Raw genomic sequence first — 13,873 nt, forward strand, 5'->3', positions numbered from 1 at the left:
CCCCGGATTCTACGAATGAGCCCTTCCGCACCGACCCGGTCGCTGAGCGACGCCGACTACCAATCGCTGACTCGCGCGCTGCTGAGTGGCATCGAGCTGCAGATCGACCGGTGGCTGCAGCAGGATGTGGTGGATATCGACGGCGCGCGCACCGGCGGCCTGCTCGAGTTGAGCTTTCCGAACGGCAGCAAGATCGTCGTCAACACGCAACCGCCGCTGCAGGAGATCTGGCTGGCTGCCCGCAGCGGCGGCTATCACTACCGCCATGTCGACGGCCGGTGGCACGACACCAAGACCGGCGAGGAGTTCTTCGCCGTGCTGTCGCGCTGCGCCAGTGAACAGGCCGGCAAGCCGTTGACGTTCGAGGCGGCGGCCGGCTGAGTCAGTTCTTGAACAGGTCGAGGATGCTCTTGCGCTCTTCCTCGGTGGTCGGCACCGCGGGCGGCTCCTCCAGGCCCACGCTGCTGATGCCGTTGCCGGGGCCGTACTCGTCGTAGTACCACTCGCCGCCGACGTTGATCAGCCCGGGCGGCGCGACGAACTCGCTGGGCTTCGAGCCCTTCAGTACCACGCCCATGTAGTCGATCCACACCGGCAGCGACAGGCCGCCGCCGGTCTCGCGGTCTCCCAGCTTGCGCGGCTGGTCGTAGCCGATCCACACCACCCCGACCACGCCCTGGCTGAAGCCGGCGAACCAGGTGTCGTGCGAGTCGTTGGTGGTCCCCGTCTTGCCATAGACGTCGGACCGCTTGAGCGTGGCTTGCGCGCGCGCCGCCGTACCGGTGCGGGTGACTTCCTGCAGCAGGCTGTCCATCACGAAGGCATTGCGGGCGTCGATGACGCGCGCGCTCTCGGCCGGCGGCGCCGGTTCGGACTGGACCAGGATGCGGCCCTTGTTGTCGGTGACGCGCGTCACCAGCAGCGGGCTGACCCGGTAGCCTCCGTTGGCGAACACCGAATAGGCCGTCGCCATCTGCAGCGGCGTGACCGAGCCCGTGCCCAGCGCCATCGGGAGATAGGGCAGGTGCTTCTCGGCGTCGAAGCCGAAGCGCGCGATCCAGCTCTGCGCATAGCCCGTGCCGATGGCCTCGAGGATGCGGATCGACACCATGTTCTTGGATTTCGCCAGCGCGCGCCGCATCGACATCGGGCCTTCGAAGGTCCCGTCGTAGTTCTTGGGCTCCCACGGCTGGCTGCCGGTGGTCGCGGCGTCGAAGAACAGCGGCGCGTCGTTGATCACGGTGGCCGGCGTGAAGCCCTTCTCCAGCGCGGCGGAGTAGATGAAGGGCTTGAAGCTCGATCCCGGCTGCCGCCACGCCTGGGTCGCGTGGTTGAACTTGCTCTTGGCGTGGTCGAAGCCGCCGACCATGGTGCGGATCGCGCCGGTGCGCGCGTCGACCGAGACGAAGGCGCCCTCGACTTCCGGCACCTGGGTGATCGACCAGGCGTCCTTCGCGCCCTTGATGACGCGGACGACGGCGCCGCGACGGACCTGGACCGTCGGCTTGGCCTTGGGCGCCAGGCCCGAGGTGGCGGGACGCAGGCCTTCTCCGGTGATCGTCAGCGTTTCGCCGCTCTGCAGCACGGCCACGACCTTCTTCGGGTCGGCCTCGAGCACGACGGCCGCCTTGATCTCGTCGTTGTCCGGGTGCTCGTCCAGGGCCTCGGCGATGCGTGCGTCGAGCGCCTTCGGGTCCTTGGGCAGGTCGACGTAGCCTTCGGGGCCCCGGTACACCTGACGCTTCTCGTAGTCGGTGATGCCGCGACGCAAGGCGCGGTAGGCGGCCTCCTGCTCGACCGAGCGCACGCTGGTGTAGACGTGCAGGCCGCGCGTGTAGGCGCTCTCGCCGTACTGCGCGAAGATCAGCTGGCGCGCCGCCTCGGCGACGTACTCGGCGTGCAGCGGCACGTCGAGGTTGCGCCGGTACTTGAGGCGCTCGGCCTTGGCCGCCTCGGCCTGCTCCTCGGTGACGTAGCCGTTCTCGAACATCCGCTCGATGATGTACTGCTGGCGCTGCCGCGCGCGGGTCGGGTTGGCGATCGGGTTGTAGGCCGAGGGTGCCTTCGGCAGGCCGGCCAGCATCGCGGCCTCGGCGACGCTCACGTCCTTGAGCGGCTTGCCGAAGTAGATGTCCGACGCGGCCGCGAACCCGTAGGCGCGCTGGCCGAGGTAGATCTGGTTCATGTAGACCTCGAGGATCTGGTCCTTGCTGAGCTGGCTCTCGATCTTCAGCGCCAGCAGGATCTCGTAGATCTTCCGGGTCAGGGTCTTCTCGGTCGGCAGGTAGAAGTTGCGCGCGACCTGCATGGTGATGGTCGACGCCCCTTGGCTGCGCGACTCGCCGACGTTGGCGAGCCCGGCGCGCACGATGCCGATGTAGTCCACGCCGCCGTGCTGATAGAAGCGCGCGTCCTCGATGGACAGCACGGCCTCGCGCATGACCTTGGGGATGTCGGCGATCGGCGCGAACTGGCGGCGCTCTTCGCCGTACTCGCCGATCAGCACCTCGTCGGCCGAGTAGATGCGCATCGGCAGCTTGGGCCGATAGTCGGTCAGGCTGCTGATCTCGGGCAGGTTGGGATAGGCGACCGACAAGGCGATCGCTGCGAGGGCGAGGCCGCCGAGGGCCGCGGCCAGCGCCAAGCCGACCAGGGCCAGCAGTGCCTGCAGCGGCCACCGGACGGCGGCCGGCAGATTGGAGAGGAAACCGGAGAACAGGGGCTTCGACGGGCCGGCGGGGGGCGTGCTTTCGTGGGCGCTCATGAGCCTCCTGCTAGGGTCAACGATTATAGAAACGCACCGAGTCCGGTCCCGGCCCTGGAATCCGAGCGTCGACGAGGTGCTTGCGCACACGCAGAAGTGACAGCTTGTTCAGCGTGTGAGTTTTGCAACGGGAGGCCGTGGCGCGCCTGCCCAAGGCGGTCCTAAAGCATTGGGACACAAAGGCTTTACTGCTAGCATTGAAGTAACTTCTTAACAGCCGAAGCACGGCGAGCGGGAGACCGAGTGGGCTTTCTTGACGGGTTGATGGGGGGCAAGCAAGCGCCGCTCGTCGGGCTGGACATCAGCTCATCGAGCGTCAAGCTCGTCGAGTTGGCTCAATCCGGGTCGGGCGAGTACGTGCTCGAGCGCTTTGCGACCGAGAGCTTTGAAAAGGGCTGGATCGCCGACGGCCAGATCGAGAAGTTCGACGAGGTCGCCGACGCCGTGCGGCGCGTGGTCAGCAAGAGCGGTACCAAGACCAAGCGCGTGGCGCTGGCAATGCCGCAATCGGCGGTGATCACCAAGAAGATCATGCTGCCGGCGGGCCTGCGCGACGAGGAACTGGAACTCCAGGTCGAGTCCGAGGCCAACCAGTACATCCCCTTTTCGCTCGACGAAGTCAGCCTGGACTTCTGCGTGGTCGGCCCGAGCCCCAGTTCGGCCGGCGACGTCGAGGTGCTGATTGCTGCATCGCGGAAAGACCGGGTGCAGGACCGTCAGGGGCTGGCCGAGGCGGCCGGCCTGAAGCCGGTCGTGCTGGACATCGAGTCTCATGCGTCGCGGCTGGCCATGACGCGCATCGTGTCGGCGCTGCCGAACGAGGGTCGGGACGCCTTGGTGGCGCTGTTCGAGATCGGTGCCGAGACGACCAGCCTGAAGGTGCTGCGCGATGAAGAGCTGCTGTACGACCGCGACCAGGCGTTCGGCGGCTCGCAGCTCACGCAGATGATCTCGCGCCAGTACGGCTTCTCCTTCGAGGAAGCCGAGCAGAAGAAGCTGGCGAGCGACCTGCCCGAGGACTATGAATCCAGCCTGCTGGTGCCCTTCGTCGACAGCCTCGCCCAGGAGATCGGCCGGGCGCTGCAGTACTTCTTCACCAGCACGCCGCACCACAAGGTGCACTACGTGATGCTGGGTGGCGGCACGGCGACGCTGCCGGGCCTGAAGGAACGCGTGACCGAACTGACCGGCTTCGCGTCGATGGTCGTGAATCCCTTCGAGGGCATGCGCCTCGGCTCGGCGGTGCGCGAAAGCAAGCTGCGCCGCGAGGCCCCGGCCTACCTGACCGCTTGCGGCCTGGCGATGCGGAGATTCCTGTCATGATTCTCATCAACCTTCTCCCGCACCGCGAGGAGAGGCGTCAGCGCCGCAAGAAGGCCTTCTTCGCCGGCCTCGGCGTTGCCGCCGCTGCGGGCATCGCGGTCGCCGGCATGTGGTACCTGGTGCTGCAGCAGATGATCAGCACGCAGCAGGAGCGCAACGCCTTCCTGAGCGCCGAGATCAAGAAGCTCGAAGAGCAGATCAAGGACATCGCCACGCTCAAGGCCGAGATCGACAGCCTCAAGGCGCGCCAGAAGGCGGTCGAGGATCTGCAGACCGATCGCAACGTGCCGGTCTACCTGCTCAACGAGCTGGTGAAGCAGACGCCCGAAGGCGTCTATCTGACGGCCATCAAGCAGGACGGCCAGGTCGTCGCGGTCAACGGCATCGCGCAGACCAACGAGCGGGTGTCGGAGTTCCTGCGCAATACGGCCTACAACTCGACCTGGCTCGAGCGTCCGGAGCTCGTCGAGATCAAGGCTGCGAACCTGACGACCGCTAACCGCGAGCAGAAGCGCTTGTTCGACTTCTCGATGAGGATCACGATCAAGCGCCCGCAGGAAGCCGACAAGCAGGCTGCGCCAGGTGCAGGCGGTGCTTCGGCGCCGGCTGCGGTGCCGAGGTCCTGAGGGAGCAGCCATGGCATCGAAGAAGAACATCAACGTCGATCTGAACTCGGTCCTGCACGAGCTGTCCGGGCAGTTCCGCGGCCTGAACACGAGCGAACCCGGGCAATGGCCGTGGCTGCCGAAGGCGGCGGCATTCCTCGCCGTCGCGCTGGCCATGGTGGTCTTCGGATGGTTCCTGCTGTTGTCGTCGACCACCGACGAGCTCGAGGCCGAGCGTGCGCGTGAGCCGGGGCTGCGGCAGGACTACCGCAACAAGCTGGCCCAGGCCGTGAATCTGGACGAGCTGCGCAAGCAGAAGATCCAGGTGCAGGAGTACGTGACCCAGCTCGAGAAGCAACTTCCCGGCAAGGCCGAGATGGACGCGTTGCTGTCCGACATCAACCAGGCGGGCCTGGGCCGCGGCCTGCAGTTCGAGCTGTTCCGCCCCGGCCAGGTGGCGGTCAAGGACTATTACGCCGAACTGCCGATCTCGATCAAGGTGACCGGGCGATACCACGACATCGGCGCATTCGCGTCCGACGTCGCCAACCTCTCGCGCATCGTCACGCTGCACAACCTCAACATCACCGGGATCGGCCCGGGCGGGGCGCCGGCGACTGCCGCTACCGCGGGCACCGGCAATCTGAGCATGGATGCGCTGGCGCGCACCTACCGCTACCTCGATCCGGCCGAGGTCGAGTCGCAGCGCAAGGCGAAGGACGCCGCGCAGAAGGCGGGAGCGAAGAAATGAAGACGCTGATCCGAGGGCTTGCCCGGGCGCGGCTGCTGCCGGTTCTGTCGGTTTCCTTGCTGGTGGCCGCCTGTGGGACCGAGCAGGAAGAGTTGCGCGTGTGGATGGACCAGCAGAAGCGCGAGGTGCGCCCGAACATCGCGCCGTTGTCGCCCCCGAAGCGCTTCGACCCGCAGGCCTATGAGCAGGCGAGGGCGGTGGAGCCTTTCAGCAGCCAGAAGCTGACCGTGGCGCTCAAGCAGGAGGCGCGTCAGCCGAATTCCCTGCTGGCCGGCGAACTGAACCGCCGCAAGGAGCCGCTCGAGGCCTATCCGCTCGACTCGATGAGCATGGTCGGCAGCGTCGCCCGCCAGGGGCGGCCTTACGCCTTGCTGCGCGTCGACAACCTGCTCTACCAGGTCAAGGTGGGGGACTACCTCGGTCAGAACTACGGGAAGATCACCAAGATCTCCGAGACCGAGGTGTCCGTGCGTGAAGTCGTTCAGGATGCCGCGGGTGAATGGATAGAGCGTCCCTCTGCCTTGCAGCTGCAGGAGAAGGCGCGATGAGAACAGCTTGGGAGATCACGACCATGAACCAGTGGCGAGTTGCCGCCGTCGCGCTGTCGATGCTTTTGGCCGCTTTCGGCGCATCGGCGCAGAACGCCATCCAGTCGATCAACAGCACCCAGCAGGGAACGGCTGACGTCGTCCGCATCGAGCTGAGCGAGCCCCTGGCCGCCGTGCCGACGGGCTTCGCGGTCCAGACTCCGCCGCGCGTTGCGATCGATCTGCCGGGGATCTCGAACGCGATGGGGCGCAGCACCGTCGACATCAACCAGGGCAATCTGCGGTCGGTGGGTGTGGCGCAGGCCGGGGATCGCACGCGACTCGTCCTCAACCTCCGCCAGCCCGGTACCTATGCGGCGACGCTCGAAGGCAAGGTCCTCGTGCTGACGCTCCAGACCACCGGCAGCGGGATCGCCGCTGCGGCCAGTCCGTCGGCACCCGCTGCTGCAACGGCTGCGACGCCTTCCCCCGTGCGCTTTGCGGACAGCCAGAACCAGGCGCCTCAGGTGCTGCGCCAGCTCGACTTCCGTCGCGGACCGGATGGAGCCGGACGTGTGGTCGTCGAGCTGCCCAGCAACCAGGTCGGCGTCGACATTCGCCAGCAGGGGCAGAACCTGGTGGTCGAATTCCTGAAGACCAACCTGCCGGAGAACCTCCGCCGTCGCCTCGACGTGACCGACTTCGGTACCCCGGTGCGCACCGTCTCGACCTTCCAGAGCGGTGACAAGGTCCGTATGGTGGTGGAGCCGACCGGCGTCTGGGAACACAGTGCCTACCAGACCGACAACCAGTTCGTGCTGGAGGTGCGGCCGCAGAAGGTCGATCCCAACAAGTTGACCCAAGGCCCGGGCTACGCCGGCGAGAAGCTGTCGCTGAACTTCCAGAGCATCGAGGTCCGGGCGCTGCTGCAGGTCATCGCAGACTTCACGAACTTCAACGTCGTGACCAGCGATACCGTGACCGGTAACGTGACCTTGCGGTTGAAGGACGTGCCCTGGGATCAGGCGCTCGACATCATCCTGCAGGCGAAGGGCCTGGGCGTGCGCAAGTCCGGCAACGTGCTGTGGATCGCGCCGAAGGATGAGATCGCGACCAAGGAGAAGCTCGAGCTGGAGTCGAAGGCGCAGATCGCGTCGCTGGAACCTGTGCGCACGCAGGCCTTCCAGCTCAACTACGTGAAGGCCGAGGAAGTCGCCAAGGGACTGACCGGCCAGCAGAGCGGGCAGAACAGCGGCGGCGGCGGTGGCAGCGGTGGGCAGTCGACCAACAGCCGCATCCTGTCGCCCCGCGGCAGCCTCGTGTACGAGAGCCGCACCAACCAGCTGTTCATCAGCGACATCCCGTCCAAGCTCGAGGAAGTCGCACAGATCATCGCTCGCATCGACATCCCGGTGCGGCAGGTGCTGATCGAGGCGCGGATCGTCGAGGCGACGGACACCTTCGGGCAGTCTCTCGGCGTGAAGCTCGGCGTGAACCAGGTCGTGCCGTCGCGCAACGTGGCCTACGGCGGCAACTATCTCGGCGTCGGCGAGACGACGGGCCAGACCCCGCCCAATCCAGGCGGCTACGTGCCGAACACCTACCTCGTGAATCTGCCGGCCATCGGCCAGAACGGCTACAACGCGGGCTCGTTCGCCGTGTCCCTGTTCAACAGTGCGATGACGCGCTTCCTGAACCTGGAGATCTCCGCGCTCGAGGCGGATGGCAAGGGCAAGATCGTTTCCAGCCCGCGCATCGTCACGGCCGACCAGGTCAAGGCCCTGATCGAACAAGGCACCGAGATTCCCTATCAGACCGCCACCTCGAGCGGCGCGACGGCGATCCAGTTCCGCAAGGCCGTGCTCAAGCTCGAAGTCACGCCGCAGATCACGCCCGAGGGCAACATCATCCTCGACGTCGACGTCAACAAGGACAGTGCGGGCGCGACGACCGCGGCCGGCATCCTGATCAACACCAAGCACGTGAAGACGCAGGTGCTGGTCGACAACGGCGGCACGGTCGTGATCGGTGGCATCTTCGAGCAGACCGAGCAGACCGACACGACGAAGGTGCCGGTGCTGGGCGACGTGCCGTATCTGGGCGCGCTGTTCCGCACGAAGACGCGCACCGCGAACAAGACCGAACTGCTGGTCTTCCTCACCCCGAAGGTGGTGATGGACCGCTCGTCGGCTGCCGCCCAGCGCTGACCCTCCAGGGCCGCCATCCGGAGGCCGCCGATGCGCCTGGCGCTCGTCGGTCTGCCGGGATCCGGAAAGTCGTCCGTGGGGCGACTTCTGGCCCGCCGGCTCGACGTCGGTTTCCTCGATACCGACAGCGTCATCGAGAAGCGCCTGGGTGAGCCGATCCGCAGCTTCTTCGACCGTGCCGGCGAGGCGCGTTTCCGCGAGATCGAACAGGCCGTCGTGGCCGAGCTTTGCGCCGACCATGACGGGGTGCTGGCCACCGGAGGAGGGGCGGTCCTGCGCGAGGCCAACCGGCGCGCCCTGCACGACTCTGCGACGGTCATCTACCTGAGGTCGTCGCCCGACGAGCTCCAGCGCCGCCTGCGGCACGACACACAACGCCCGCTGCTGCAGGTCAAGGACCCGAGGGCCAAGCTGCAGGAGCTCTATCGGGAGCGCGATCCGCTCTACCGCGAGACGGCCCACTTCGTCATCGAGACCGGTCGCCCGACCGTCCATACGCTCGTCGGCATGATCCTGATGCAGCTCGAGCTCGCCGGCATCGTCGATCCGGCCCGCGTGCCCTCTCCGGTCGAACCGCCGCGTTGAGGCGAAGAGGGCGCCGCTTAAAATAGCGGCATGCAAGTGCTGGCCACGCCGAAGCTCCGCGCCCCTTCCATCGAGACGGTGTCGATCGATCTCGGGGAGCGCAGCTACCCGATTCACATCGGGCAGGGTCTGCTCGGCGACCCGGGCAGCTACGACGCCGTACCGCGTGGCTCGATGGCCGTCATCGTCAGCAATGCCACCGTGGCGCCGCTCTATGCGGCGGCCCTCGAGGCTGCCCTGAAGTCGCGTCATCGCCAGGTGGAGCTGGTCACGCTGCCGGATGGCGAGGACCACAAGGACTGGACCACGCTGAACCTGATCTTCGACCGGCTGCTGGCCGTCGGGGCCGACCGCAAGACCGTGCTCTACGCGCTGGGGGGTGGCGTGGTCGGTGACATGACGGGATTTGCCGCGGCGAGCTTCATGCGCGGCGTGCCCTTCGTCCAGGTGCCGACCACCCTGCTCGCGCAGGTCGACTCGTCGGTGGGCGGCAAGACCGGCATCAACCATCCGCGCGGCAAGAACATGATCGGCGCCTTCCATCAGCCCTTGTGCGTGGTGGCCGACCTGGACAGCCTGCGCTCGCTGCCGGCACGAGAGCTGCGGGCCGGTCTGGCCGAGGTGATCAAGTACGGGCCGATCGCCGACGTGCCCTTCCTCGACTGGATCGAGGCGCATCTCGACGACCTGCTGGCCGGGGATCCGGCCGCCCTGCGTCACGCCGTGCGGCGCTCGTGCGAGATCAAGGCGCTGGTCGTCGGCGCGGACGAGCGCGAATCCGGCCTGCGCGCGATCCTGAACTTCGGCCACACCTTCGGCCACGCGATCGAGGCAGGGCTCGGCTACGGTGTGTGGCTGCACGGTGAGGCGGTGGGCTGCGGGATGGCGATGGCGGCCGCGCTGTCGTCCCGCCTGGGTCTGCTGGCCGAAAGCGATGCGCAACGCCTGGTGCGGCTGATCGAGCGCGCGGGTCTGCCGGTCCGCGGTCCGGCTCTTGGCGCCGACCGCTATCTCGCCTTGATGCGGGCCGACAAGAAGGCCGAAGCCGGCGAGATCCGTTTCGTCGTGCTGGACGGCCTGGGTCGTGCGGTCCTGCGCGGTGCACCGGACGACATCGTCCGCCAGGTGCTCGCGCAACACGGCGACTGAGCACGGCCCATCGCTGGCGCATGGAGCTCGCGCGCTACGCCAGCCACAGCCAGGTCAGCCGCGGCCGGCGCCATGCCGAGCCTCCTGCACCGACGCGCGACGCCTACCAGCGCGATCGCGACCGCATCGTGCACTCGACGGCGTTTCGGCGTCTGGTCTACAAGACGCAGGTCTTCCTCAATCACGAAGGCGACCTGTTCCGCACGCGGATGACGCACTCGCTCGAAGTCGCGCAACTGGCCCGGTCGATCGCTCGCGCGCTGGCGCTCAACGAGGACCTGACCGAAGCCATCGCACTGGCCCACGACCTGGGTCACACCCCGTTCGGTCATGCCGGACAGGAAGCGCTCGATCGCTGCCTGCGCAAGGCGGCGCCCGACAGCGCCGGTTTCGAACACAACCTGCAGTCGCTGCGGGTGGTCGATCGCCTCGAGGAACGCTACGCGGCCTTCGACGGCCTGAACCTCAGCTTCGAGACGCGCGAGGGCATTCTCAAGCACTGCTCGCGACGCAACGCCGTTGCGCTCGAGGCGGACGAGCCCGGTGGCGTCGGCCGACGCTTCCTCGACGGCAGCCAGCCCGGGCTGGAGGCTCAGCTGTGCAACCTGGCCGACGAGATCGCCTACAACGCGCACGATCTGGACGACGGTGTGCGCTCCGGTCTCATCACCGTCGAGCAGTTGGAGGGCGTGCCGCTCGTGGCCCGCCATCTGGCCGCTGCGCGCGCGGAGCATCCGGGCCTGGTCGGTCGGCGTCTGCTCTACGAGATGCTCCGGCGTTTGCTGTCGGCGCAGGTGCTGGATGTGATCGCCGCGACGCGGCTTGCGCTGTCCGACCATGCGCCGCACAGCGTCGAGCGGGTCCGTGCCTTGCCCGCGCTGCTGCGTTTCTCGGACGCCATGCGTGCAGAGAGCACCGAGCTCAAGCGCTTCCTCTTTGCGCAGCTGTACCGGCATCCGCAGGTCCACGAGACCAGCGCGCAGGCGCAGGCCGTGATCGGCGACCTCTTCTCCGCCTATGCCGGGGGGCTCGCTCCCGCCGGCGCCCTGCGGCCCGATGTCGAGCCGACACGTGCTGTAGCCGACTACATCGCCGGCATGACGGATCGCTACGCGTTGCGGGAGCATCACCGCCTGACCGGGCATCGGGTGTTTCCCTCAATGGGCTGAGACAGGCTGCTCCACGTCGTGTCAACAAATTGCAACATCGAGTGTTGCCCCGATGTTGTCCCTGGAAGGCCGTCGATATATTGCCGCCAGACAGCTGCCTACCGCACTGTGGCTGAGCCGTGCGACCCGCCAAGGGCCGCTGTAGACGATTCCAAGAACCTTAGGAGATAGCTCGATGAAGAAATCCCTGCTCGCTCTTGCCGCGCTGTCGGCCATCGCTGGCGCCGCGCAGGCCCAGTCGAGCGTCACGCTGTACGGCATCGTCGATGCTGCGGTTCGTATCTCGGACAACGAAGGCGCTGGCAAGGACACCGTGACCCGCATGGTGGGTGGCGGCCTGTCGCAGAGCCGCTGGGGCATGACGATCAACGAGGACCTCGGCGGTGGCCTCCGTGCGGTGGCCAACATGGAGCAGCGCTTCACGTCGGACGACGGCGCCCTGGCCAACGTCGCCCAGTGGTCGCAAGTCTGGGTCGGCCTGCAGTCGAGCACGCTGGGTCGCGTCACCCTCGGGCGTCAGTACAGCGTGATCTTCGACGTGGTCACGTCGACCTACCCGTCGTTCAAGTTCTCGCCTTACATCGAGACCTTCAAGCACGAGACGGTGTTCATGGGCAACGGCGGCACCAATGCCGGCGCGGCCGCGACGAACTACTACGCGCGCTTCCCGAACAGCGTGAAGTACACGCTGGCCACCGGCGGTCTGCTGCTGGCGGCCCAGGTGAGCGCTGGTGAGGGCAGCCCCGACGTCGCCAAGTCCATGGGCCTGGCGGGCCGCTACACCTTCGGCGCCTTCGCGCTGGGCGGTGGCTACATCCAGACCGAAGCCCTCAATGGCACCAAGGCCGACAACTACAACATCGGCGGTTCGTTCACGTCGGGCCCGTTCTACGCCAACGTGGCCTACTACAAGAACGAGTGGGACACTGGCTACCCGGTGACGCAGATCCCGACGCTGCTGCTCGGCACCGGCCTGACCGTGGCGCTGCCCACCATCGCCGGCCAGACGAAGGAACGCGAGCTCACGACCGCTGGCGTCACGTTCAACATCACGCCGGCGTTGCTGATCGGCGGCCAGTACTGGTACATCGAGCAATCGAACACCGCCGGCGTCAACACCGGCAAGATCGACTCGTTTGCCTTCCTGGTCGACTACGCCTTCTCCAAGCGCACCGACGCCTATGCGGTGGTCGACTACGTGAAGCTGAAGGGCGGCATGATCGTGAACGGCACGCAGGCTGCGGTCGGTGGCCCGGCCGATGACCGTACGTCCTTCATGGTCGGCGTGCGCCACCGCTTCTGATCGACGTCACCCGGGCGACCGGGTACAACTCCAGGGCACCGCAAGGTGCCCTTTTTCTTTCCGCTTCTCCTTTCAAGCCCCGTGGCCCGTCTGCCCCGTCTCGCGATCGCCGGCTTGCCGCACCTGGTGAGCCAGCGCGCCCAGCACCAGCAGCCCATGGTTCGCGACGACGAGGACCGGATGCGCTTCGTGCAGTACCTGCAGCAGATGGCGGACGAGCGCGGCGTCGCCGTTCACGCCTATGGCTTGCGCGACGACCGCTTCGATCTGGTCGTGACACCGGTCGATGCGTCGGCGCTGAGTCGCTTCATGCAGTCCTTGTCGCGTCGCCATGCGCATGACTTCAATCGTCGTCATGGGCGGTCGGGCAGTCTGTGGGAAGGGCGCTTCCGCGCGGCGCCGATCGATCCGTCGGCCTGGCTCGTGCCTTGCATGCGCTACGTCGAGCAGAGTGACGGTTCCGTCGGTGGCGCGATCGCCGTGATGGGCGTCCCGCGATCCAGCCTCGGGCATCACACCGGACAAGGAACGCTGGCCTGGATCGTCGACCCGCCAGCCTACTGGGCCTTGGGGAACACACCGTTCGAGCGCGGTGCCAGCTATCGGTCTTTGTCAGAGCATGCGCTCACTCCTGGAGAACTCCTTGCGATCGAGGCTGCATTGCGCGGTGGCTGGATCCTGGGCTCGGCCGACTTCGGCCGGAGTGTCGCGGTCGACGTGAGCAGGGCGATCCTTCCCAGACGTCGCGGACGCCCTCGCAAGTTGGCAGCATAGTCATATGTCCCCAATAAAATTCACTTGCGATGCCGCTTTAGATTAATAGGTGCCTGTCACCATTTAATTCTTGTTGTCAGCATTGCTGCGCTGCAGTAGCCTTCACGCCCGTCTGCCTGACAGGAGAGCGCCATGTCGCTGCCCGCCCCGACCCGTCCCGACATCGACGCCGCCAGCCTGCACGGGCTCTACGACCCCGCCAACGAACACGATGCCTGCGGCGTCGGCTTCGTGGCGCACATCAAGGGGCAGAAGGCCCATCACATCGTCAGCCAGGGTCTGAAGATCCTCGAGAACCTGGACCACCGCGGCGCGGTGGGGGCCGACAAGCTCATGGGCGACGGCGCCGGCATCCTGATCCAGATCCCGGACGAGTACTACCGCGCCGAAATGGCGCAGCAAGGCATCGAACTCCCGCCGCCGGGCGAGTACGGCGTCGGCATGATCTTCCTGCCCAAGGAGCACGCCTCGCGACTGGCCTGCGAGCAGGCGCTGGAGCGTGCGGTGCGGGTCGAAGGTCAGGCGCTGCTGGGCTGGCGCGACGTGCCGGTCGATCGCGAGATGCCGATGTCGCCGACGGTCCGCGCCAAGGAACCGGTGATCCGCCAGATCTTCATCGGCCGCGGCGCCGACGTGATCGTCCCCGACGCGCTGGAGCGCAAGCTCTACGTGATCCGCAAGACCGCCAGCAGCGCCATCCAGGCGCTCAAGCTCAC

The 13,873-nt window shown here is 66.9% G+C and carries 12 protein-coding genes and 1 pseudogene; 12 read left to right on the forward strand and 1 reads right to left on the reverse strand.

The window, feature by feature from the left end:
- Positions 1-15 precede the first annotated feature (15 nt).
- On the forward strand, positions 16-381 hold the full coding sequence (gene cyaY, locus QZV97_RS13415; RefSeq protein WP_295642882.1) for an iron donor protein CyaY: 366 nt from the start codon (positions 16-18) through the stop codon (positions 379-381).
- 1 nt (position 382) lies between these two features.
- Here the strand turns inward: cyaY and QZV97_RS13420 are convergent, their stop codons facing one another.
- On the reverse strand, positions 383-2,764 hold the full coding sequence (locus QZV97_RS13420; protein ID WP_295642885.1) for a penicillin-binding protein 1A: 2,382 nt from the start codon (positions 2,762-2,764) through the stop codon (positions 383-385).
- Positions 2,765-3,028: 264 nt separating this feature from the next.
- On the opposite strand from QZV97_RS13420, the gene QZV97_RS13425 reads away from it, so the two are divergent.
- The 11 genes and pseudogenes from QZV97_RS13425 to QZV97_RS13475 form a co-directional block, all read left to right on the forward strand.
- On the forward strand, positions 3,029-4,087 hold the full coding sequence (locus QZV97_RS13425) for a pilus assembly protein PilM (protein WP_295642888.1): 1,059 nt from the start codon (positions 3,029-3,031) through the stop codon (positions 4,085-4,087).
- A complete protein-coding gene (locus QZV97_RS13430; RefSeq protein WP_295642891.1) occupies positions 4,084-4,713 on the forward strand; it encodes a PilN domain-containing protein in 630 nt (209 codons plus the stop codon). The genes QZV97_RS13425 and QZV97_RS13430 overlap by 4 nt, the downstream gene beginning before the upstream one ends.
- A 10-nt stretch (positions 4,714-4,723) precedes the next feature.
- A complete protein-coding gene (locus QZV97_RS13435; RefSeq protein ID WP_295642894.1) occupies positions 4,724-5,443 on the forward strand; it encodes a type 4a pilus biogenesis protein PilO in 720 nt (239 codons plus the stop codon).
- Entirely contained in the window at positions 5,440-5,991 is a 552-nt protein-coding gene (locus QZV97_RS13440) for a pilus assembly protein PilP (protein ID WP_295642897.1), read from the forward strand. The genes QZV97_RS13435 and QZV97_RS13440 overlap by 4 nt, the downstream gene beginning before the upstream one ends.
- Positions 5,988-8,177, forward strand: a complete 2,190-nt coding sequence (locus tag QZV97_RS13445; protein WP_295642900.1) for a type IV pilus secretin PilQ — start codon at positions 5,988-5,990, stop codon at positions 8,175-8,177. The genes QZV97_RS13440 and QZV97_RS13445 overlap by 4 nt, the downstream gene beginning before the upstream one ends.
- Before the next feature lie 30 nt (positions 8,178-8,207).
- The gene (locus QZV97_RS13450) at positions 8,208-8,762 is read left to right on the forward strand and encodes a shikimate kinase (RefSeq protein ID WP_295642903.1); all 555 of its coding nucleotides are present in this window, start codon (positions 8,208-8,210) and stop codon (positions 8,760-8,762) included.
- Positions 8,763-8,792: 30 nt separating this feature from the next.
- Positions 8,793-9,911 (forward strand): 3-dehydroquinate synthase, encoded by a 1,119-nt coding sequence (gene aroB, locus QZV97_RS13455; RefSeq protein ID WP_295642906.1) that lies wholly within the window; start codon positions 8,793-8,795, stop codon positions 9,909-9,911.
- 20 nt (positions 9,912-9,931) lie between these two features.
- On the forward strand, positions 9,932-11,080 hold the full coding sequence (locus QZV97_RS13460; RefSeq protein ID WP_295642909.1) for a deoxyguanosinetriphosphate triphosphohydrolase: 1,149 nt from the start codon (positions 9,932-9,934) through the stop codon (positions 11,078-11,080).
- A 175-nt stretch (positions 11,081-11,255) separates the two neighbouring features.
- Positions 11,256-12,383 carry a porin gene (locus QZV97_RS13465; protein ID WP_295642912.1) on the forward strand — a complete coding sequence of 376 codons (1,128 nt, stop codon included), beginning with the start codon at positions 11,256-11,258 and terminating at the stop codon, positions 12,381-12,383.
- An 81-nt stretch (positions 12,384-12,464) separates the two neighbouring features.
- On the forward strand, positions 12,465-13,157 hold the full coding sequence (locus QZV97_RS13470; protein WP_295642916.1) for a transposase: 693 nt from the start codon (positions 12,465-12,467) through the stop codon (positions 13,155-13,157).
- A 132-nt stretch (positions 13,158-13,289) separates the two neighbouring features.
- Positions 13,290-13,873: pseudogene (locus QZV97_RS13475) on the forward strand (glutamate synthase subunit alpha); the annotation flags it as partial.

The organism is uncultured Methylibium sp. (genome assembly GCF_902826655.1).
Classification (GTDB): domain Bacteria; phylum Pseudomonadota; class Gammaproteobacteria; order Burkholderiales; family Burkholderiaceae_C; genus Methylibium.